General features: G+C 65.5%; 24 protein-coding genes. 11 read left to right on the top strand and 13 right to left on the bottom strand.

Features of this window, described 5'->3' with window-relative positions; genetic code table 11:
- The 4 genes from RMN95_RS03950 to RMN95_RS03935 form a co-directional block, all read right to left on the bottom strand.
- Positions 1-439 (bottom strand): sugar phosphate nucleotidyltransferase (locus tag RMN95_RS03950; RefSeq protein ID WP_309615656.1); only part of this gene is annotated, 439 nt, incomplete at its 3' end.
- Positions 436-1,053, bottom strand: a complete 618-nt coding sequence (locus RMN95_RS03945) for a dTDP-4-dehydrorhamnose 3,5-epimerase (RefSeq protein ID WP_309615655.1) — start codon at positions 1,051-1,053, stop codon at positions 436-438. The genes RMN95_RS03945 and RMN95_RS03950, both read right to left, overlap by 4 nt.
- A gap of 9 nt (positions 1,054-1,062) precedes the next feature.
- On the bottom strand, positions 1,063-2,451 hold the full coding sequence (locus RMN95_RS03940) for a glycosyltransferase (protein WP_309615654.1): 1,389 nt from the start codon (positions 2,449-2,451) through the stop codon (positions 1,063-1,065).
- Positions 2,448-2,705, bottom strand: a complete 258-nt coding sequence (locus tag RMN95_RS03935) for a hypothetical protein (protein ID WP_309615653.1) — start codon at positions 2,703-2,705, stop codon at positions 2,448-2,450. Before RMN95_RS03935 ends, RMN95_RS03940 begins: the two co-directional genes overlap by 4 nt.
- Before the next feature lie 148 nt (positions 2,706-2,853).
- Here RMN95_RS03935 and rfbB point away from each other — a divergent pair, with 148 nt between their 5' ends.
- From rfbB to RMN95_RS03915, 4 genes are all read left to right on the top strand, one after another.
- Positions 2,854-3,837 carry a dTDP-glucose 4,6-dehydratase gene (gene rfbB / locus RMN95_RS03930; protein ID WP_309615652.1) on the top strand — a complete coding sequence of 328 codons (984 nt, stop codon included), beginning with the start codon at positions 2,854-2,856 and terminating at the stop codon, positions 3,835-3,837.
- Positions 3,834-4,706, top strand: coding sequence for a dTDP-4-dehydrorhamnose reductase (gene rfbD, locus RMN95_RS03925; protein WP_309615651.1), 873 nt, complete (start codon positions 3,834-3,836; stop codon positions 4,704-4,706). The genes rfbB and rfbD overlap by 4 nt, the downstream gene beginning before the upstream one ends.
- A complete protein-coding gene (locus tag RMN95_RS03920; RefSeq protein WP_309615650.1) occupies positions 4,703-5,623 on the top strand; it encodes a glycosyltransferase in 921 nt (306 codons plus the stop codon). Before rfbD ends, RMN95_RS03920 begins: the two co-directional genes overlap by 4 nt.
- Positions 5,624-5,734: 111 nt before the next feature.
- Positions 5,735-6,847, top strand: coding sequence for a glycosyltransferase family 1 protein (locus tag RMN95_RS03915; RefSeq protein WP_309615649.1), 1,113 nt, complete (start codon positions 5,735-5,737; stop codon positions 6,845-6,847).
- 13 nt (positions 6,848-6,860) lie between these two features.
- On the opposite strand, the gene RMN95_RS03910 is transcribed toward RMN95_RS03915, so the two are convergent.
- The 3 genes from RMN95_RS03910 to RMN95_RS03900 form a co-directional block, all read right to left on the bottom strand.
- Entirely contained in the window at positions 6,861-8,258 is a 1,398-nt protein-coding gene (locus RMN95_RS03910) for an LCP family protein (protein ID WP_309615648.1), read from the bottom strand.
- Complete coding sequence (gene purE / locus RMN95_RS03905; RefSeq protein WP_309615658.1) at positions 8,255-8,767, bottom strand: 5-(carboxyamino)imidazole ribonucleotide mutase; 513 nt, start codon at positions 8,765-8,767, stop codon at positions 8,255-8,257. The genes RMN95_RS03910 and purE overlap by 4 nt, the downstream gene beginning before the upstream one ends.
- A gap of 73 nt (positions 8,768-8,840) precedes the next feature.
- Positions 8,841-9,947 (bottom strand): 5-(carboxyamino)imidazole ribonucleotide synthase, encoded by a 1,107-nt coding sequence (locus RMN95_RS03900; protein ID WP_397545243.1) that lies wholly within the window; start codon positions 9,945-9,947, stop codon positions 8,841-8,843.
- An 84-nt stretch (positions 9,948-10,031) separates the two neighbouring features.
- On the opposite strand from RMN95_RS03900, the gene RMN95_RS03895 reads away from it, so the two are divergent.
- Complete coding sequence (locus RMN95_RS03895) at positions 10,032-10,550, top strand: GtrA family protein (RefSeq protein WP_309615647.1); 519 nt, start codon at positions 10,032-10,034, stop codon at positions 10,548-10,550.
- On the opposite strand, the gene RMN95_RS03890 is transcribed toward RMN95_RS03895, so the two are convergent.
- Together RMN95_RS03890 and RMN95_RS03885 are read right to left on the bottom strand one after the other, a co-directional pair.
- Positions 10,513-10,989, bottom strand: a complete 477-nt coding sequence (locus RMN95_RS03890) for a PH domain-containing protein (protein WP_309615646.1) — start codon at positions 10,987-10,989, stop codon at positions 10,513-10,515. The two genes, RMN95_RS03895 and RMN95_RS03890, sit on opposite strands and share 38 nt — an antisense overlap.
- Positions 10,990-11,002: 13 nt before the next feature.
- Complete coding sequence (locus tag RMN95_RS03885; protein ID WP_309615645.1) at positions 11,003-11,803, bottom strand: biotin--[acetyl-CoA-carboxylase] ligase; 801 nt, start codon at positions 11,801-11,803, stop codon at positions 11,003-11,005.
- Between the two features lie 136 nt (positions 11,804-11,939).
- Between RMN95_RS03885 and RMN95_RS03880 the strand changes: the two genes are divergently transcribed.
- Genes RMN95_RS03880 through RMN95_RS03865 form a run of 4 tightly spaced genes read left to right on the top strand, consistent with a single transcriptional unit; the run spans position 11,940 to position 15,038 of the window.
- Entirely contained in the window at positions 11,940-13,520 is a 1,581-nt protein-coding gene (locus RMN95_RS03880) for an acyl-CoA carboxylase subunit beta (protein ID WP_309615657.1), read from the top strand.
- A complete protein-coding gene (locus tag RMN95_RS03875; protein ID WP_309615644.1) occupies positions 13,517-13,750 on the top strand; it encodes an acyl-CoA carboxylase subunit epsilon in 234 nt (77 codons plus the stop codon). Before RMN95_RS03880 ends, RMN95_RS03875 begins: the two co-directional genes overlap by 4 nt.
- Positions 13,751-13,802: 52 nt before the next feature.
- Positions 13,803-14,735, top strand: a complete 933-nt coding sequence (locus tag RMN95_RS03870) for a Ppx/GppA family phosphatase (RefSeq protein ID WP_309615643.1) — start codon at positions 13,803-13,805, stop codon at positions 14,733-14,735.
- A gap of 42 nt (positions 14,736-14,777) precedes the next feature.
- Positions 14,778-15,038, top strand: a complete 261-nt coding sequence (locus RMN95_RS03865) for a GrpB family protein (RefSeq protein ID WP_309615642.1) — start codon at positions 14,778-14,780, stop codon at positions 15,036-15,038.
- Positions 15,039-15,957: 919 nt separating this feature from the next.
- On the opposite strand, the gene RMN95_RS03860 is transcribed toward RMN95_RS03865, so the two are convergent.
- From RMN95_RS03860 to RMN95_RS03845, 4 genes are all read right to left on the bottom strand, one after another.
- Positions 15,958-17,007, bottom strand: coding sequence for a hypothetical protein (locus RMN95_RS03860; protein ID WP_309615641.1), 1,050 nt, complete (start codon positions 17,005-17,007; stop codon positions 15,958-15,960).
- On the bottom strand, positions 17,004-18,281 hold the full coding sequence (locus tag RMN95_RS03855) for a histidine kinase (RefSeq protein ID WP_309615640.1): 1,278 nt from the start codon (positions 18,279-18,281) through the stop codon (positions 17,004-17,006). The genes RMN95_RS03860 and RMN95_RS03855 overlap by 4 nt, the downstream gene beginning before the upstream one ends.
- The gene (locus RMN95_RS03850) at positions 18,271-18,975 is read right to left on the bottom strand and encodes a response regulator (RefSeq protein WP_309615639.1); all 705 of its coding nucleotides are present in this window, start codon (positions 18,973-18,975) and stop codon (positions 18,271-18,273) included. The genes RMN95_RS03855 and RMN95_RS03850 overlap by 11 nt, the downstream gene beginning before the upstream one ends.
- A gap of 80 nt (positions 18,976-19,055) precedes the next feature.
- A complete protein-coding gene (locus tag RMN95_RS03845) occupies positions 19,056-20,297 on the bottom strand; it encodes a TRAM domain-containing protein (protein WP_309615638.1) in 1,242 nt (413 codons plus the stop codon).
- Between the two features lie 20 nt (positions 20,298-20,317).
- Between RMN95_RS03845 and RMN95_RS03840 the strand changes: the two genes are divergently transcribed.
- A complete protein-coding gene (locus tag RMN95_RS03840) occupies positions 20,318-20,941 on the top strand; it encodes a Maf family protein (RefSeq protein WP_309615637.1) in 624 nt (207 codons plus the stop codon).
- Positions 20,942-21,019: 78 nt separating this feature from the next.
- A partial coding sequence (locus tag RMN95_RS03835; protein ID WP_309615636.1) for a biotin carboxylase N-terminal domain-containing protein occupies positions 21,020-21,639 on the top strand: 620 nt, incomplete at its 3' end.

Here is a 21,639-nt window from a genome sequence, read left to right as displayed (position 1 = left end):
ATTCGACAACGCCATACGCCTCGGGGTGCGAAACGTGGTACGCGAATATGAGGCCACCAATGATGTTCTCGTGCGCCCGCAGTGACGCTCCAAGCCCAGCGCCGTGAAAAATGTTGTCTCCCAGCACGAGCGCGACACTGTCATCGCCAATGAACTCCTCGCCGATCAGGAAGGCCTGCGCGAGACCATCGGGCGACGGCTGCACCGCGTACTCAAGCCGAATGCCGAGCGTCGAACCGTCACCCAGCAGGGCACGGAACTGCTCGTTGTATTCGGGAGTTGTGATGATCAGGATATCGCGGATGCCCGCCATCATGAGGGTCGACAGCGGGTAATAGATCATCGGCTTGTCGTAGATCGGCATGAGTTGCTTCGAGATGCCTTTGGTGATCGGCCACAGCCGTGTGCCCGATCCGCCCGCGAGGATGATGCCTTTCATCGCAGTGATCCGCTCGCCTTGTTGAGTGTCGTGTAGTAAGCCCTGGCGCTCTCCCAGGTGGGAAGCAGCCCGGTCTCCCTCGCCTCTGCGAGGGTCGGTGCTTCGACATCTTTCGGCGAGAGCAGGGGCTCAATTCCTTTCGGAAATTCGAGCCCGATCTCGGGATCGAGCGGCGTAATCCCGTGCTCGGCCGTCGGATTGTAGACGTCGGAAACGAGGTAACTCACTATCGCCTCGTCGGTGAGCGCAACGAACGCGTGGCCCAGGCCCTCGCCGATATAGATGGCCCGACGATCCTCGCTGTCAAGGAGCACGCTGTCCCACTGACCGAAGGTCGGCGAACCAACACGGATATCGATAACGAAGTCGAGGACAGCCCCGCTCATCGCCGTAACGTATTTGGCCTGGCCGAGGGGGAAATCCGCAAAATGGATGCCTCGAACGACGTTTTTGCGAGACACCGAAGTGTTCGCCTGCCTGAGGGTGATTGCATGGCCGACCTGCTCCTCCAGGGCATCGAAGCGGTACCACTCGAGAAAAACACCCCGATCGTCCCGCAACTGGCGGGGTGTCACCTCATACGAGTCGGGGACGATCAATTCTCGAATCTGCACTGGAGAAGACTACCAAGGGGTCTCGCCAGACGGAGTCGGCTTCCGGCTGTGGGCGTAGGGCCAGTAGCGGTGGTCATTCATCCGAAAACCCCAGCGGCTGTACAGCAGGTGCGCCTCAAACCCGTGCACCGACGCATCCCTCGTCTTTGACTCGAAGTGATACAGCTCGGCGTGCGGAGTCCAGTAGATCTCGTATCCCAGCCCGGTGACCTTCATGCACAGGTCGACGTCGTTGAAATTGCCGGGGAGCAGATTCGACATCCCTCCCGCTTCATGAAACACGCTGATCGGCATCATTGCGCACGCCGCCGTGACTCCGGATACTTCCCGCTCGACACGGTAGCCCGACAGTGGCCCGGACGCCCCGCGCGGTGTGTCGAGTCCGATATGCGACGCATCGCCCTCGTAGTACGCGTGGCCCGCGTGTTGTATCGAATTGTCCTCGTAGTACAGCATCGCTCCCGACATGCCGGCACCGGGACGCTGCGCGAGGGCAAGCAGTGACTCGATCCAATCGGGCGTGAGGATCTGCACGTCGTCGTTCAGGATGAGGACGTACTCTCCGCGTGCACGGATGACACCGAGATTGATCTTCTCGGAGAAGTTGAACGGTTTGCGCCACATCACGAGACGGAGCCGTTCGCCGAGCAGTCTCGCAACCTCGTCGAGAATGGATTGCTCGGCAACATCATCCATCACGATGACGAACTCGACATTCGTATAGGTAGACAGCTCGAGAATGCTACGGATGGCGGTTAACAGGTGGGATGTTGCATCTTCAGCCTGCGTATCGAAGATGCCCCGCGTCGGGATCACGATGGACACCAGCGGTTCACCGACGACAGGTCGTCGGGTGTCGTGAACCCCATCTGCCCCGACCGCTACGACTCGTCCCCCACCGGTGAGGTCCAGGTGCTCCTGCAGTGCTCGTCGCGTCGACTCCTGCGCGCCGTCGTCGAGTGGGGCGATGCCCGTCACTCCCGGATTGTAGAGCGCCACCGGCGCGTGCACGATCGAGCGTGCCGTTCTGCTCGCGCGCAGCGCCAGCTCGTAGTCTTCCGCGCCGCGATGAACCGAACTGATGCCTCCGATACCGGCGAGAAAATCTCTGCGGTAGAAGACCGGCCTGCCAAAGAAAAACTGGTTGCGCAGCCGCTCCGGGGAGAAATCTGGCCGCCGGACATGAACACGGTGCCGACCATGGCCACTCCATTCATCTGGGTAAATGACGTCTGCGTTGGGGTGTGTGGCGATAAGTTCATTAATCGGACCGAGGTCCGCTAGCTCGCCGCCACTGGGGTGCCACGCAACGAACTCCGCTGTCGAACTCGCCACAACCTCGCCCACCGCAACGGCCCGCTCGCCGGGTGCAATGGTGAATACATCGATTAAAGTCACTTCCCGGAAGCACCCTTGACACCAAGGCGGGAGATGACGCGCCGAGCGAACATGACTGGAGCGAGCACGAATCGACCGATCCGCCAGGTCGTCGACGACTTGACCGCGTCGACCTGGGTTCGCACCTCGCGGCTCAGGTTCATCGACCTCAGATTCGCGACCTCGGCCTGCAGGCCAATGATGCGATCAACGAGCGCGAGCTGCCGGATGGCGTCGGTGTCAGCGTCGGGAGTGGTCTCCGGGACGTTAGTCATGGGGTTCGTCATCTCGTTTTTGCGGAAGGGTAGACAACCCCATGGTACCAAGTGAGAAACTCGGGTCGGCGGCGGTCGGGTACGACCGGTGAGGGCATCCGGAATATGATCGACGCGAGGTTTCTCGCCTCGGGAAGTGGGAAAGCCCATGAAAATACTCGTCACCGGTGGGGCCGGTTTCATCGGCTCCAACTTCGTTCGACGCACTCTCGAAGATGCGTACCCGGGCCTGGAGGGTGCCGAGGTGCTGGTGCTCGACGCCCTGACTTACTCCGGCAATCTCGAGAACCTGGTCAGCGTCGCCGACTCGCCGCGGTACAGCTTCGTGAAGGGTGACATCCGGGATTCTGAGCTGCTCGATCGCCTGCTTCCCGGAGTGGACGCGGTGGTGCACTTCGCCGCGGAATCGCACGTCGACCGCTCGGTGCGCGACTCGGGCATCTTCGTCGAAACCAACGTGCTCGGCACGCAGCGCCTTCTGGATGCTGCGCTTCGCAACAATCTCGAACGATTTGTGCATGTGTCCACCGACGAGGTCTACGGCTCGATCGCCGAAGGCTCCTGGGATGAGCAGCGCCCACTCGAGCCCAACTCGCCCTACTCGGCGTCGAAGGCCGGCAGCGACCTGCTCGCCCGCAGCTACTTCCGCACCCACGGCCTGAACCTGTCCATCACGCGATGCAGCAATAATTACGGCCCCTTCCACTTCCCCGAGAAGGTCATCCCGCTTTTCGTTACCAACCTGATCGACGACAGGCACGTGCCGCTCTACGGCGAGGGCAACAACATCCGCGACTGGCTGCACGTCGACGATCACTGCCGCGGCATCGCGATGGTGCTGGTCGGCGGTCGCGCCGGCGAGATCTACAACATCGGCGGCGGCACCGAGCTCACCAATAAAGAGCTCACCCAGATGTTGCTGGATGCCACGGGCAAAGACTGGTCCTACGTCGACCGCGTGGCCGATCGCCTCGGTCACGACCTGCGCTACAGCGTCGACATCTCGAAAATACAGTCCGAGCTCGGCTACGCGCCGCAGGTGCCCTTCGAGCAGGGGCTCGCCGATGTGGTGCAGTGGTACCGCGACAACCGGGCCTGGTGGGAGCCCCTGAAGGAGCGCGCCGCACTGTGAATGCGACGAGCACCACCCGCTACCTCGTTGTCGGCGCCGGCGGCATGCTCGGCCACGACCTGATGGCGGCATTGCGGGGCCGGGATGTCACGCCCGCCACCCGCGCGGACTTCGACGTCACCGACACCGATGCCGTGCGACGCGCGGTGGCGGGCCACGACGTGGTCATCAATGCCTCCGCTTTCACCGCAGTGGATGCCGCCGAATCCCACGAAGACCAGGCCTACGCGGTCAACGCGGTCGGCCCCGCGAACCTGGCCCGCGCGGCAGCGGAGCACGGCGCCGTACTCGTGCAGGTCAGCACGGACTACGTGTTCGACGGCAGCGCAACAGCCCCGTACGCCGAGCTTGCGCCGACGCATCCCGAGTCCGCCTATGGTCGCACCAAGGCGGCCGGTGAACGCCTCGCCCTGGAGCACAACCCCGACGGCACCCTCATCATCCGCACCGCATGGTTGTACGGCGCGTCAGGCGGTAACTTCGTCAAGACCATGGCGCGCCTCGCCGGGGAGCGCGAGACCCTCACGGTCGTCGATGACCAGATCGGCCAGCCGACCTGGTCAGCCGACCTCGCCCAGCGCATCATCGACCTGCTCGACACGGGCACGCGATCCGGAATCTTCCACGCCACCAATGCCGGGCAAACCAGCTGGTGTGGCTTCGCGCGCGCCATTTTCGGCGGGCTCGGGCTCGACCCCGCCCGCGTGCAGCCGATCTCGAGCGACCAGTTCGTGCTTCCCGCACCGCGACCGGCCTGGTCGGTTCTCGGCCACGACGGCTGGGCCCCCACCGGCCTGCCGCCGATGCGGCCGTGGGAGGATGCGCTCACCGCCGCCCTCGACGCGGGAGTGGCTTCGGCACCGGCATGACCGCACGCATCGTCGTCCTTCTCGCCACCCGTAACGGGCAACGGTGGCTGCCCGAGCAGATGGCGAGCATCCTCAACCAACAGCATGTGGATGTTCGTGTGGTCGCGCTCGACGATGAATCGACGGACGGCACCGTTGGGTGGATCGATAATCTCGCGGCGAATGATCCGCGCGTGACGCGGCTCGCCACGGAAAGTGCCTCGGGAAGTTCGGCCGCGAACTTCTTCCGGCTCATCACCCGGGCCGAGGTGGCCGACGGTGAACTCATCGCGTTCGCCGACCAGGATGATGTCTGGATGCCCGGCAAACTCGCGAGGCAGGCCCGCCTCATCGCCGAGAACGGCGTCGACGGTGTGTCGTCCAACGTCACCTCGTTCACCCCGGACGGCACGCGCACGCTGATCAGGAAGGATCATCCGCAGCGTCGGTTCGACTACCTGCTGCAGAGCCCCGGGCCCGGCTCCACGTTTCTCATCACCCGCCGACTGTTCGACCTCGTGCGGTTGCAGCTGCGAGAGCATCCCGACATCGCCGCCAGGATCGACTACCACGACTCCTTCATGTACGTCGTGGCACGGGCCCGGCAGTGGCGCTGGCTCATCGACCCCGAGCCCACCGTCGACTATCGCCAGCACCAGCACAACGTCATTGGCGCCAATGTGGGCGTGGCCTCAGCCGTCGCGCGCCTGCGGCTGATCGGAGCGCGGTGGCACCGTCGGCAGGCGATCGCCATGTGCGAGCTGGCGATCGGCATCGCGCGTGAGCCGCTGAAAGGCGATCTCCAACGCATCCACGCACTGCTGACAACCTCGGGCGTTCACGCGAGACTGCGGCTCGCCCGCCACGCAGGCGACTTCCGACGTCGCGCGCGCGACCGGATGGTGATCGCCGCGCTCATGGTCTCGGGTGTCTGGTGACTGGTCGGGCGTCCGGCTTCGCTGGCGTGAGCATCCGTCCCAACCGAATAGGGTTGAGGCGCCCCCTGTCCCGACAGTAGCGGGCGCACTCGTGAGAGGAGATCGACGCGCGTGACAACTCTCCACGTGATCCTCGATGAAATGCTCGCCCCCTCCTCGAGCGGCGTCGACCGCTACACGGAGAACCTCGCGCTCGCCCTGATCGGGGCGGCACCGCGCGGATGCGACGTGGGCGGTCTCGTCGGGGCAAGCACCGAACCTCAGTACGCGCGCATCCACGAGGCACTGCCGGGCCTGACCGCCCTCGGCAAAAATGCCCTCGCGCGCCGGGAGCTCACCGCCGCCTGGCAGCACGGATTCACCCGCCTTCCGGGCCGAGGGCTGCTCTTCGCGCCCAGCCTGTTCGCGCCCCTCGCGCGCCACGACCGGGTGAATGCGGGCGAGCAGATCATCGTCGCCGTGCACGACGCTCTGCAGTGGAGCCACCCCGAAGCGCTTACGGCGCACACGCTGTCCTGGCGTCGGGCCATGATCAAACGTGCCGAGCGGTACGCGGACGCCGTTGTCGTGCCCACCCACGCTGTCGCGGATGCGCTCGACGAGTTCACCGGGTTCGGCAACCGGGTGCGGGTCGTCAGCCCAGCCCCGGACAGCGCCCTCGCACTGCCCGGTGATGTCGACGCACGGGCTGCCGCACTCGACCTGCCAGGGCGCTACATCGTGGTGCGGGATGCCTCCCTCCCGGGCAGCCGGCTAGGCGCCGTTGCTCGCGCGGTCGACTCCCTCGACGACGTGGCCCTCATCGTCCTCGAGTCGTCCGTCGGCGCGGATCGCACCGATCACCTCTCGGATACCGCGCCCCAGGTGCGCGTACTGAGATCGCTCGGCGATGAGGATACGGCGGTGGCGATCAGCCGCGCCTCGGTGTTCATCGACGCGAGCGCTGGCAGCGAGAATCTCATCCACATGCTGGATGCCATGGAGCTCGGAACACCCGTCGTACACGTGGCGTCGAAAAGTCGCGCAGAGATTGCCGCGGATTCGACGTTGGCCTTCGAGGCTGTGGGGGACGACATTCGGGATGGCCTCAGCTCGGCACTCGACGGGATTCTGAACGATCGCGAGGCTGCGGTGCGTCTCGGGCTGCTCGGGTCTGATCGGGCCAGCGCCTTCGCCTGGCGCAGCGCCGCAGAGACGGTCTGGCAGCTGCAGGCCGACCTGTAGACCGCGCCGGGAGCTACCCTGCTGAGCCTGCTTCGGTGATCACCAGGGCCTCCGACACGAGAGTGCGCACGTAGTCGTAGTTCGGATTGTCCGGATCCACATCCGGTGGCACCAGTTCCACCGACGACACCCCGAGCGGCTTCGCCTTCACGGCGAGACCCACGAAGGTGCCCAGCATGCCCTGCGGCACATCGGTACTGATGACCTGTTGCCCGGCCTTGGCGATGTCCTGGAACTTCACGAGCACGTTGGCAGGGTCGAACTGCTGCAGCAGGGCTTCCTGCACCTGTCGCTGGCGCTGCATTCGGTCATAATCGGTCGTCCCGGCGCGGATGCGAGCATACGCGAGAGCCGTGCCGCCATTCATCCTCTGCTTCCCCGCCTCGATCCAGGTCACCTCCGTATAGGGCTGGCCGTTCTCATCCACCTCATCGGTGATCGGCAGCCGAGTCTCGACGGTGAGCGTGATTCCGCCGAGCGAATCGATAAGTTCCGCGAAACCCTGCATGTCGATGATGACGTAGTACTGGATGGTGATGCCCAGCACTCCCTGGACGGCATCACGCATCGCCTCAATGCCCGGCTCGCTGCCCTCGGACACCGCTTGTGGGTACAGCTCCGGCGTGTAGAGCTCGACCTCGGTGTAGATCGAGTTGATCAGGCACGCGTCGACTTCGCACCCCTCGGTGCCGTAGCCATTCGGATACTCGGCGAGCATCGGGGAGTCGGCGGAGAACGGAGCGTACTGGAGATTGCGCGGCACGCCGATGATCGTCGACTTGCCAGTATCGGCCTCGATGCTGACCACCGAGATGCTGTCTGGCCTCAGCCCCGCGCGGTCGGCGCCCGCATCCCCACCGAGAAGCAGAATGTTGTAGCGGCCGTCGACCGGGGGTTCCACGATGGTTCCGGCGAAGACGCTGCCGATCGTGTCTCGCGCGATACCGGCGGCCGTTGTGCCGTACAGTGCTGCGCCGCCGACCACGACCATGCTCACGGCGGTGAGGCCGGCGACGAGGGCGCGCGCTCGGCCCCCCACCCGCACCAGTTTCACGAGTCTCACGGTGTCAAAGGTCAGGATCACCCAGAGCACCGCGTAGAACACCATGGCCGCCTGGATGGCCCACAGCGCGAAGTAGTTGGTGACAACGGTGATGAGAGCGGCCTGCCAGACGAAGTACGACACCCCTGCCGCTGCCGCCAGAAACCAGAGCACGAAGGTCGCGCTTACCCCGAACCGGCCCAACCGGCGGCTGCCCGCAAGCAATTGGGCGGAACCGGGAACGAGAAAGTTCAGGATGAGGAGCCACCACGCCCGCGTTGTCATCACCCGGCGGCTCGACAGATCCGGCCTGCGAATCGTCATCCGGCCGCTGCCCGCGGAGGCACCGGTAAGGGGAAGGCTGCTCATTCGCTGCGTACGACGGATGCGGGAGGCTGGTCCAGGGTGCTGTCCAGGCTCCTCTTGAGTGCGGCGTCCTTCTCATCCACCATCGCCTCGAGGCCGCGGGCATACACGGCGAGCTTCACGGTGAGCGCGGGGTCGCCAGAGCCGAGAATGCGTGCCGCCAGGATCCCAGCGTTGCGAGCGCCCCCGATGGAAACGGTGGCGACCGGGATGCCTGCCGGCATCTGCACGATCGACAGCAGGGAGTCGAGGCCGTCGAGAGTCGCGAGTGGCACGGGAACGCCGATGACCGGAAGTGTGGTGACGGAGGCGAGCATGCCGGGCAGGTGTGCCGCCCCTCCCGCGCCGGCGATGATGACCCGGATGCCCCGAGACGCCGCTGCCGTGCCGAACGCGATCATCTTCTCGGGTGCACGGTGCGCAGACAGGACGTGCACCCCGTAGGGGATGCCGAATTCCGTCAGAGCCGCGGTCGCCTCGACCATGACGCTCCAGTCGGAGTCGGAGCCCATTACGACCGCGACGAGGGCGGCCGCCTCTTCGAGGTCACGGACTTCTGGTTCTGGCACGCCCCTATGGTAGGTGTCAATCCTCAAAGAACGCCGCCGCGGCACGCGCGCGAAATACGACGTCATCCAGCTCGCTCCCGCCGGCCGTGACGTGGCCGACCTTGCGCCCGGGGCGCGGATCTTTGCCGTAGAAGTGGTACTTCACCTCGGGCTGGTCGGCGAGCGCCGCCGGATACCGGTTACCGGTCACTCCGCCGAGCACGTTCACCATCACGCTCCACGGCTCCCTGATGGTCGTGGGGCCGAGCGGCAGATCCAGCACCGCCCTCAAATGCTGCTCGAACTGGCTGGTCGCCGAGCCGTCGATGCTCCAGTGGCCGCTGTTGTGCGGTCGCATCGCGAGTTCGTTGACCAGGAGGCGATCATCCGTCGTCTCGAACAGCTCGACGGCGAGTACCCCGGTCACATCCAGTTGTGCGGCGATCGTTGTCGCGATCCAGGCCGCCATCTCGACGAGTTTCTCGCTCGCCGCCGGCGCCGGAGCGACGACCTCGGCGCAGACCCCGCCCACCTGGATCGACTCGACGACCGGCCACAGCGCGATCTCACCCGAGGGGCGCCGCGCGAGCACCTGGGAGAGTTCGCGCCGAAAATCGACCAGCTCTTCGATGAGCAACGGCGCGCCACCCTCGAACCAGTCGGCCACCTCCGCCGAGCCGGAGACGACCCGCACACCTTTGCCGTCGTATCCACCCTTCGCCGTCTTCACGACGCCACGGCCGCCGTGCTCGAGCAAAAAGGCGTCGAGCTCCTGAGTGGATGCCACGGCCGCCCAGTCCGGAATCGGCAGGCCGAGCTGCGAGAGTCGCTGCCGCATCGCCAGTTTGTCCTGCGCATACTGCAGCGCATCCGGCCCAGGATGCACAGCGACACCGTGCGCGACCAGGGCCCGCAGCACCTCCTGCGGCACATGTTCGTGATCGAAGGTGACCACGTCCACACCCTCGGCGAACCGGAGCACATCGTCGGCATTCGTGTAGTCGCCGAGTTGCGTGACCGCAAGCCCCGCGGATTCCCCCGCGCTCGCGGCGAACACGCGAATCTCAATGCCAAGCTCAACTGCGGGGGGTATCATCATCCGAGCGAGTTGGCCGCCTCCGATGACACCGATCGTGGGGGGCATCCGGTCTCCTGGCTCCTGGCTGGACGCCTGCGCTGACGCTGCGGCCCAGTCTTACGTTCATCCATTCTCCCCCAATGAGGACTCATGCGCCGGTTCATCACCCAACTCGCCCGTTTTGGCGTCGTCGGGCTGATCGGCCTCGTCATCGACGTGAGCGTGTTCAACCTGCTGCGCGCGACGGTGCTCGAACCGTCCGTGGTGCATGCGGGGCCGTTCATCGCGAAGGTCATTTCGACCATGCTTGCCATCGCCGCCAACTACGTCGGCAACCGGTACTGGACCTTCAGGGCCACCAAGCGATCGACGATGCTGCGCGAAGGGCTCGAGTTCGTCGCGGTCAGCGTCGGCGGCATGCTCATCGCCCTGTCGTGCCTCTGGGTCTCGCACTACCTGCTCGGGTTCACCTCGGTTCTGGCCGACAACATCTCCAGCAATGTGGTCGGCCTGGCGCTGGGCACGGCGTTCCGGTTCGCGTTCTACCGGTACTGGGTGTTCCACCCGAACCGTGAGCGACCGCTGCGTGACGAGGCCGATGCGGCGAACGATTCGGTTCAGGATGCCGCGATCACCACGCCGACGGAGGCTGCTGCGCGCCGTCGATGAGGTCGTGCAACGCCTCCCGGACAAGGCCGGCTGACGGGACATCCCGAAGCACCACGGGGTTCTGGCCCGCATTCAGGATCACGTCGCCGCTGCGGAACATCGATTGCAGCACGCCACGGCGCAGCGTCACATCGTGCGCGCGACTGTGCAGCAGCTCCTGGGTCGACCGCACGAGCACGCCACCACGAACCACGGTGCGCCTGGTGGTGATCGTGTAGCGGCGCGAAAGCCAACGCACCAGTGGCACGAACCATCCGGCGATGACCAGCAGGGCCGCCAACAGCAGCACCGCGAGAGACTGCCATTGCTCAGGGACGATACCCGCGGCGAATCCCACCGCTCCGGCCACCGCGACCAGCAGCACCGTCGGCCAGAACAGCGCCCGCGCGTGCGGACGCAGCCGCACGATCACCGTCTCGCCGTCCGGTGGGGAGGTCACTGGCAGCTCAGACTCACGCGTGTCGCAGATGAGTCACGTCGCCCGCCGCGATGGCACGTGAGCCCGCAAAGCTGGTGCCGTCGACCACCAGCCGCCCGTGCTCATCCAGGGCCGTCGCTGTGCCGAACAGCTGGTTGCCACCGGGGAGGTCCACGCGCACGTTCCGCCCGATGGTGCCGCAGGCGGCCGTGACCGCGGCGCGGAGCCCCGTGCTCTCCGCGTCGAAACCGGCGGCAGCAAAAGCCGAGCACATCGACGAGAGTTCGACGAGATATCCGCTGAGGGCGGCATCCACCGTCGCATCGTCGGCCATGACGCCGGAGGTTCTACCGAACCCGATCAGCGACAGCGAGGTGGAGGTTGTCGTCGGCAGCTCATCCGCGGTCATGGTCAGGTTGAGGCCGGCCCCGATCACGACACCGATTCCCGGCACGAGTTCTGACAGGATTCCCGACACCTTGAGGCCATCGACGTGCACATCGTTCGGCCACTTCAGGGTGACCTCGTGGTCATCAACCAGGCGCGAGACCGCCCGGGTCATCGCCAGCCCGGCGATGAGGGGCACCCAGCCCAGTCGATCGGGTGACACCGGCCCCGTGGCCAGAAACACCGACACGGCGAGCGTCCGGCCCGGCGGCGCGACCCACACCCGCCCGAGCCGACCGCGGCCGGCGGTCTGGTTCGTGGTCACCAGCACCGAAAAATCGGGCAGGGTGCCGCCGGATGCCCGTGCCACCAGTTCGGCGTTGGTCGACCCGGTCTGCGGCAGCACAGCGAGGCGCGCGGCGACCGCTCGCGACAGGGGAAGGTGCATCCCCACAGGTTAGGCCCCCGTTTCTGTGTGGATCCACCAACGACATGCCCATTGTGCTGGTGGGTAAGGTGACAACGTGACTTTTGACGCCGCAACCCCCGCCGCACGCCCCGCCGCACCTCACACCGCACCTCACGTGCCTGACCTGTCGACGACCGCTGGTCGCATCGCCGACCTGAAGGTGCGGTACCACGAGGCGGTGACCGCGAGCGGTGAAGCCGCCATCGAGAAGCAACACTCGAAGGGCAAGAAAACCGCGCGCGAGCGCATCGAGCAGCTACTCGACCATGGTTCGTTCGTCGAACTTGACGAGTTCGTTCGTCATCGCACCCACGCCTTCGGCATGGAGAAGAAGAGGCCGTATGGTGACGCCGTCGTGACCGGCCTCGGCACCATCCACGGCCGCCAGGTCGCTGTCTACTCGCAGGATTTAACGATCTTCGGCGGGTCGCTCGGTGAGGTCGCCGGCGAGAAGATCATCAAGGTGATGGATCACGCCATCAAGACCGGCGTGCCCATCATCGGGATGCTCGACTCCGGGGGCGCCCGCATCCAGGAGGGTGTGGTGGCCCTCGGCAAATACGGTGAGATCTTCCGCCGCAACACCCAGGCCTCCGGTGTCATCCCCCAGATTTCGATCATCATGGGCCCGGCCGCCGGTGGTGCCGTCTACTCGCCGGCGCTGACCGACTTTGTGATCATGGTCGACAAGACCTCCCAGATGTTCGTGACCGGCCCGGACGTGATCAAGACCGTCACCGGGGAGGACGTGGGCATGGAGGAGCTCGGCGGAGCCCTTACCCATAACAAGATCTCGGGCGTCTCGCACTACCTCGCCAGCGACGAAGACGATGCGCTGGACTACGCCCGCACGCTCATCGGCTTCCTGCCCGATAACAACCTGGCCGAGCAGCTGGTCTACGAGAGCGAAGTCGAGCTCGAGATCACCGATGAAGACCGCAAACTGAATTCGATCATCCCCGACAGCCCCAACCAGCCGTACGACGTCACGACCATCATCAAGCACATCGTCGACAACGGCGACTTCCTCGAAACCCAACCGCTCTTCGCGCCCAACATCGTGGTGGGCTTCGGTCGAGTAGAGGGCCGCACCGTGGGAATCGTGGCCAACCAGCCCCAGGCGATGGCCGGAACGCTGAACATCGAGGCGGGCGAGAAGTCGGCCAGGTTTGTGCGATTCTGCGACGCGTTCAGCATCCCCATCCTGACCCTGGTGGATGTTCCCGGCTACCTCCCCGGCACCGACCAGGAGTGGACCGGGGTGATCCGCCGCGGGGCAAAACTGCTGTACGCGTACGCGGAGGCGACGGTTCCCCTCGTCACCGTCATCACCCGCAAGGCCTACGGCGGCGCCTACATCGTCATGGGCTCCAAGCAGCTCGGTGCCGACCTCAACTACGCCTGGCCCACCGCGGAGATCGCCGTCATGGGCGGGCAGGGGGCCGTCAATATCCTCTACCGTGGCGAGATCAAGGCCGCCGAGGCTGCGGGTGAGGATGTCGCGGCGGTGCGCACCCGCCTCGCCAACGAGTACACCTACAACGTCGCATCCCCGTTCCTTGCCGCGGAGCGTGGCGAGCTCGACGGGGTGATCGAGCCCGCGGCCACGCGCGTCGCCGTGATCAAGGCGCTGCGCGCACTGAGGACCAAACGAGCCACCGTGCCCGCCAAAAAGCACGGGAACATCCCGCTGTGACGGCGTCGGCAGATAGTGGCGCGCCCGCCACCCTTCGCATCGTGTCCCCCGGCGCCACAGAGGAGGATGTGGCCGCCGTGACCGCCGTGCTGCACCGTGCTCTCGACGAGCTCGCCGGGGGGATGGCTGTCGAGGGCGAGGTGCGCGTCTCGGCGTGGCAGCGCAGCCAGCGTTCGGTGCGGACACCGCTCACCCCGGGCGCCGGGTCCTGGCGCGATTTCTCCGGATAGCGCGATTTCTTCGGATAGTGGGCGGCTCTCGACCAGACGATAGATTCGGCTCATGCGACTGGGCGTTCTTGATATCGGTTCTAACACCGTTCATCTGCTGGTGATCGATGCCCACGCTGGCGCGCGCCCCGTGCCGCTCACCTCGCATAAACGGCCGCTTCAGCTCATCGAGTTTCTCGATGACGACGGGTCGATCTCGGCCACCGGTGAAAGCAAACTCATCCAGTTCGTGGCCGAGGCAACGATCCTTGCACAGCAGCACGGAGCCGAAGACGTGATGGCCTTTGCCACCTCGGCCCTTCGCGAAGCTGGGAACGGTCGTGCGGTTCTCGCGCGCGTCTTCGCCGAAACCGGCACCCGGCTCATCGAACTGAGCGGTTCCGATGAGGCGGCGGTGACCTTCCTCGCGGTGCGGCGCTGGTACGGCTGGGGAGCAGGCACCATCCTGAACCTCGACATCGGCGGCGGGTCATTCGAGCTGGCGATGGGGGCAGACGAACAACCCGAACTTGCGCTGTCCGTGCCCCTCGGTGCTGGCAGGCTCACCCGGGACTTCCTGGACGAAGACCCGCCCACCGCCAAAAGCGTCAAAGCCGTGCGCAAACACATCCGCGCGACCCTCGACGATTCCATCGCCGACATCCAACGATTGGGATCGCCGACCATCGTCTCGGCAACCTCCAAATCTTTCCGTTCCCTCGCCCGCCTGACCGGTTCCGCGCCTCGCGCAGACGGACCTTACGTGCGGAGGGAACTGCGCCTACATGACGTGGTCCTGTGGGCGTCGCGACTCTCGGCGATGGCCTCCGCGGACCGTGCCACGCTTCCCGGAGTGTCAGCGCTTCGGTCGCGCCAACTGCTCGCGGCGGCGCTCGTGGCGCAGACGGCCATGGAAGGTCTTCACATCGAGTCAGTGCAGATATGCCCGTGGGCACTGCGGGAAGGTCTGATCCTGCGCCGTTTCGACCACCTCACGACGGCCTAGCACCTTGAGAGAAGTGCACCGCGCGGTTGAGAGAATCACCTCATGAGTAAGAAGATGGATGCGCAACTGGACGGGGTCTTGATCGGCGGGCGAGAAGCGCGGCGCATGGTGATCGACGACTACCGCGATTTTCGTGACTGGCTACGAATGAGCGGTTCGGATCGCGCTCTCTACGCGGCCACGAAGAAGACGCTGTCGCAGCAGCAATGGAGCGACCTGAACTACTACGCAGAGGCCAAGAGTGCCGTAGTCCAGCTCATCCTGGGTCGTGTGCGCGACTGGCGCGCGACCCGGCCCGCCTGAAGAGCCTGCCGGTCAGGCGCCGCATCGCATCCTTCGCGTGACGTTGGACTGGGAGATCCCGCCAAGAGGTGCCGTCTTTTCCGACCAAATGAAGGATAACCCCGCTCCGGGTCCCTGGTTTTCGGGGCTCACCACACGCTCGAGCAAAATTCTCCTTCATTTGGCTGCTGCCTATGGCGCGATCTCTTGGGCCAGACCGAGGGATCCGCATGACGTCGCAGTTCCCCGGCGTCGTGAAAAACCCTGCCGATGACCGCTCCGCCGTCTTCGTGACGACAGAGGAGAAAGTGTCGCGGGCGACTAACGATGCCCCCGCGGGAGCGGGAGCGGCGGTGCGCCAAATGCCCTGTCGGGCATGCAGTCCGCCCTGAACCGGGGGAGAGCGTCTTAGACGGAACGATCCCCACCGCGGTCGCGCGGGAATGATGACAAAATAACACGATAATGCCCCCGAACGGGGGTCGCTCTTGCGGATGCGGTGCAGTGAAGGCCCTCGCACGACGAAATCCGCAGTATGCGCGGCCGAATGTGAGAGCCCTGCCCACCCGACAGCGCCGGATACGTCCGGAAAGCGTCGAATGTACCCCGATTTACCGCGGTCGCTGCCCTCAAAAAGACCGGATTTCGCGTTGGAATAGGCCTGAGGTCGGCAAAACTGTACCCCGACAGTCCCCCAAAAAGACGACTATTTCACGAGGCGCGCCCACGGCATAGTTAACGGTGCAAGGTGTCTCACATCGTGAGTAACACCACCATTCATCGGCGGACTAGGGTAAGCGCGCCGATGTTCTGGGGGCGAGTCAGGGCAATATTCGGGTTATTGCCCTGACTCGGGATTTAGCATCAGGGCCGAAGAAGTGCTCCCAGAGCCACTTCGGCCCTGACGCTATCCCTCTCGAGTGCCGCTCCGTCCGGGTCGCTACGGCGTAACGGGAATTCGCGGGATCTCGAGCCATAGGTCGACTTCATCGTCCTCGAGCGAATCCAGGCCGAGCGCAACGGATTCGCGATCTGCGATGCTGCGCAGCCCGACTACCGTCACCGCGACATCCGAACCCTCCGGCACGGTGCGGGCAATGACCTTATCGGCGTTGCTCTCGTGAATAGCTAACGCCAGCCTGGTGAGCACCCTGTCGAGTTCATCCTCAGACAGATCGTCGATGCCTCCCTCGTCGAGCAGGGTGACGGTCGCACCCCGACGGCGAGCCTGCATGACCTCGTCGCGAACCGCGTCGTTGAGCAGCTTCCTACCGCGGATCTCATCGCGAATGGCGCCCTCCAGATACAGGCACTCCTGGCGTTCGATGTCGGTGAGGCTGCCGCCACTGCCCTCCACCCGGCGCAGCATCTCGATCGCCATGACACTGGTTTGCCCCAGCCGAAACTGGCGCTCGTGCACGTGGGCATCCTGCGCGGCCTGCCACTCCGTGGCCTCGCGCTCGGCCAGCGCAAACCGTTGCGCATCCTTTGACGCCTTGGCCAGTGCGACGCTGAGCACGTGCGACACGGCGACCCAGGAAGCGCTGCCGACAATTCCGAGGCTGAAGATGCCAGCCGGGCCGACGGCGCCGACGATGGCGATGGTGTGCACCACGAGAAAGGCGATCCCCAGCCAGGCGAAGGTATGGCGCAACCGGGTGGAGGTAATCGTGAGCAGCGTGCCGCTGGCCGCAACATACCAACTGGCGTAGCCGGTGCCGCCAGGGCGCGCGAAGTCGAGCTCGTTTGCCACCAGTAGCGTGATGGCGATGACCACCGCGAGGTTGAACGCCGCCATCGCCACGGGCATCCGCACCGGCCCGAAGGGCAGCAGGCTGATCAGAGTCGCAATGCCGTACAGCACCATGGCGACGATGATGGGCGCCGGATGCCTCGGCTGGTCGAGCGTGAACAGCGCGAGCAGGATGTGATACGCGGAGAAGAACGCGGCGATTCCCACGATCAGGTAGCGCGGAATACCGATATTCATCGCGCCGCACCCCAGGCTTCGGTGACATCGCCCAGTTCAGCGGGCTGGGGCTCCGGCGTGTGCGGCCAGCGGATCGTGATGACGGTGCCCTGCTGCGGAGCCGAGTGGATGATCGCAATTCCACCCGCATTCGCGATGCGCTCAAGAATGGACACCCGCACGCCGAGCCGCTCGCCCGGCACATCCGACAGGATGAAACCGGCGCCCCTATCGCCAACGATGACCTCGATGCCATCGGGAGCCACGCCCCGCATGGTCACCCAACGTGCTACGGCGCTCTCGCCCGCATGCTGCTGGCTATTGACCATGGCCTGCACGGCGGCCGAATGCACCGCGTCCGCCGCCTGAACCGGAATCGACTGGGTGCCGATGGCGCGCACGCTGACCTCAAAGCGGCTTGACTGCCCGTTGGCGCTGTCAGCAATTTTCGATGTGAGCGCGGTCAGCCGCAACATGGTGCCATCGTCGGGACTTGCCGCCGCAGCATCCCGCAAATGGCCAATGGCGTTACCGGCCATTTTTCCGGCGAGCGCCTGCGCCTCGGGAGTGTAGGCGCGGGCGGCCGAGATGAATGTTGTCAACACGCTGTCATGCACGATCGAGTCGACCTGCACGCGCTCGACCTCCATCGCATGCTGGCGCACCGCCCGGCCGTAGCGATCGAGAGCGTTGCCCTGGGCAACATCGACCTTGGTAGCAGCCTGCCTCAGCATGGTGACGATGATCATAATCGCCGCCCCCAGAATGACTGCGTAGACGCTTTCGACCACGGCCGTTTGCCACTGGGCGCCGCCACCCTGCGGCGTGATGCGCACGACTCCGTAGATGAGTGACGCGACGAGCAGGTAAATGGTGCCCACCCGGGTGCTGAACGCGATCGCGGCCATGGCGGTCGCCACCGTGAGGATGTAGTTGAGCCAGTGGATGCCCGGAAGCACCTCGGCCCCGGGAATGACGGTGAAGGGCCAGCTCACCAGGGATGCGATGTAGACGACGGCGAACACCCCGTGCGCCTGCCGCACCCACAGCTGCACAAACGACAAAACCAGGACGACGACCAGCGAGCCGAACAGCGCCGGAACGACAATCCACAGCCAGATGGGGTACGCCTCGTCGAGCTGGCCGAGGAGCCACGGCACCGTTTGGGCACCAAACACGATTCCGAACACCGCAACGCTGCGGGAGATGACCTTCTCGACCTGCTTACGGCTGATCGGGTTTCTGGGCTGCTTACCCTGCGGGACTGACCTGACTGTCGCCCTGCTATCGGCCATCTCCACCATCCGGGTCCAGCCCTGGCAGGATTCCGTCTTCGACCGCCCGGCGAAGCAGGTCGACTTTGGTGGGGGCGGGGCGACCGACCTCGACATATTTCAACCGGATGCGGTCCAGGTATTCCCGCGCCGTCGAATACCCGATGCCGAGCTGCTGCGCTGCCAGCTTCAACGGCAGCCCCGAGGCATACAGGTGAAGAATTTCGCGCTCGCGGCGGCCGAGCTGCGCCTTTGCGAAATCGCGGTCGGCATCGATCGCGGTGGCCCACTCCAGGTTGTTGAGCACGTCACCCCTTGCCACCGTCGCGGCTGCGGCAAGCACCGTCTTGGTGGCGGACGACTTGGGGATGACGCCGGCAGCACCAGCGGCCCGCGCCTCCCTGCCGCTGGCCACCCGGTCGGCGATGCTGTGCACGAGCACCGCTGAGCCCGTCGCCTGCACCCGCTTGACGTTGTCGGTGACCGTCGAGCCGTCTCCGAGGGAGAGGTCGAGGACGACGACATCCACTTCCCTACCGGCGAGCCGTTCAACAAACTCATCGACCGTCGCGGCTTCGAGCACGAAGTCGTAGCCCTGGTCGATGAAAGCCGCCTTCAGGCCGAGCCGCACCGACTCGTGATCGTCGACTACGGCGACCCTGACATGCGAGGTCTCGACCCCGCCGGGGGTGCCAATGACAGGTGACTCAACCACAACAGTTCCGATCTCACGAGGGTGATGGGTACAGCTTAACGGCGCGGAGCCTCGAAAGCTTCAGCAACATCCCGCCGCCATCAGGATCGCGAGAGCGTTCCCACCGCCTCGACGTGATGGGTATTTGGAAAGAGGTCGAAAGCCCGAAGACCGGTGAGGGTGTACCCGTGGCCCGAGAAGAATTGCACATCGCGAGCAAATGCCACGGGGTCACACGCCACGTACACGACCTGGGCCGGCGCCAGCGCGGCGACCGAGGCAACCACGTCCCTGCCCGCCCCCGAGCGTGGCGGGTCGAGCACCACCGTGGCCCGCGCGAGTCGCGATCTCTCCGATGCCGTCGCCGTCGCCGCCAGGTCACGCACCCACCGTTCAACCCGGGCGGTCTCGGACCGTGCCCCCAGCCACTCGGCGAGGTTGTCTGCCGCGTAGTCGGTGGCGATCGCGTCGCTCTCGATCGTGGTGATCCTGGTCGCAGGGCCGAACCGATCCGCCACGGCGGCGGCGAGCAGGCCCACGCCGCCATAGAGGTCGAGGTTGTGCGCGAGCGGATCAAACCTGCCGGGGTCGACCGCTTCCTGTACAGCCATCGTCAGAGCAGCGGCGGCACTGCGATGCACCTGCCAGAAGCCGGAATCGGCCAGCCGAAACTCCCGCTTCCCCACCACCTCGGTGATGGTGCTGCGCTTCTGCGGCACCTTTCCACCAATGATCAGCCGCACACCCCCGGTCGATGGGGCAAGCACGTCAACGTGCTCCGAGCCGGTGAAGTCCTGGTCGAGGGGCGCCGCGGCCGACAGCTCATCCGTGGCCAGCGGCAGCTCGGTGACGGGGATGACACGGTGCGATCGGGCCGCGAACGGGCCAGCCCGCCCCGAATCGTCGACATGCAGCCTGACGCGGGTGCGCCATCCGGTGCCACCACGCTCCTCGTCACCCTCGAGCGGCTCGACCTGCACATCGCTGGTCACCCCGGCCATGCGCTGGAGTGATTCGGCCAGCACCTGCCGCTTCAACTCGCGCTGGTGTGAAAGCCGGATGTGCCCGAACTCGGCGCCGCCCGCCCGATCGACCGGATCGCGATCAAGGGATGCGGCGGACCACACATGAGGCTGCCTGAATTCGCTCGACTGCAGCACCTGCACCGTCTCGGCGCGCCAGAAAGATTTCTTCGAATCTTCGCTCACCCGAGCCAGTACCCGTTCCCCCGGGATCGCATCGGCCACGAACACGACGCGCCCCTCATAGCGGGCAACCCCCACCCCGCCGTGCGCAATATTGGTAACGTCGACCTCGATCGACCTGCCAGCGAATTCACCCATTATTCGAGCATAGGAGCACCGTGCAGCTGTACCTCGCCTCGACCTCGCCCGCCCGGCTCGCCACCCTGCGCGCCGTGGGCGTCGAACCAGTGCTGTTATCGTCCGGCGTGGATGAGGATGCCGTGGCCGCCGCCGCCGGACCGCTCGGCGGCCCCGAGCTGGTGCAGCTACTCGCCCGGGCCAAAGCCGAGGCCGTCGTGGGCCGCTCGGTGATCGATGGGTTCATACTCGGCGGCGATTCGGCGTTCGAACTGGATGGGGAGCTGTTTGGCAAGCCACACCATCCGCAGATAGCCCGCGAGCGCTGGCGGGCACAGCGCGGACGCACCGGGATGCTGCACTCGGGCCACTGGCTGATCGACCACCGAGGGGGCCTACGAGGCGAGGCCGTCGGCGGAGTCTCCACCGCATCCGTCACCTTCGCCGACTCCATCACCGACGACGAAATCGACGCATACATCGCCACCGGGGAGCCGTTGGAGGTAGCCGGCGCCTTCACGATCGACAGCCTCGGCGCGCCTTTCATCTCGAGAATCGACGGCGACCCGCATGCCGTCGTGGGACTGTCCGTCGCGCTGCTGCGCACCCTGCTGCTCGAGTTCGGCATCCCGTGGCACTCGCTGTGGAACCGCGTGGTCCTGTAGAAACCCACAGCCTTCGCGAGGAGTTTTTGTCGGGACGCGTCAAAGCCAGCCACCCCCATCCCCATAAGCTAGTCAACTATGGCTCGCATCACGAAGGTACTCATCGCCAATCGTGGAGAGATCGCCGTACGCGTCATCCGCGCAGCAAAAGACAGCGGAATCGCCTCCGTCGCCGTCTACGCCGACCAGGATCGTGACGCACGGCACGTCAAACTCGCCGATGAGGCGTACGCCCTCGACGGCACCACGAGCGCGGAAACCTACCTCGTCATCGAGAAGCTACTGTCGGTGGCTCGCCGCTCCGGCGCCGACGCCGTGCACCCCGGCTACGGATTTCTGGCCGAGAACGCCAGTTTCGCGCAGGCGGTCATCGATGCCGGGCTGGTCTGGATCGGCCCATCGCCCTCCGCCATTGAGCAACTCGGCGATAAAGTGTCGGCGCGGCATATCGCCGAGAAGGTCGGGGCGCCGCTCGCGCCCGGCACGCTCAACCCCGTCTCGGGCGGCGAGGAGGTGCTCGACTTCGTCGACATCCACGGGCTGCCGGTTGCCATCAAGGCCGCCTTCGGTGGAGGCGGACGCGGGCTCAAGGTCGCCCGCACCCGCGAAGAGATCCCCGAACTGTTTGAATCGGCCACCCGTGAGGCCGTCGCCGCCTTCGGCCGGGGGGAGTGTTTCGTCGAGAAGTACCTCGACCA

This window comes from Salinibacterium sp. (genome assembly GCF_031364185.1).
Lineage (GTDB): Bacteria > Actinomycetota > Actinomycetes > Actinomycetales > Microbacteriaceae > Rhodoglobus.
This window is presented reverse-complemented; position numbering and strand designations above follow the sequence as displayed.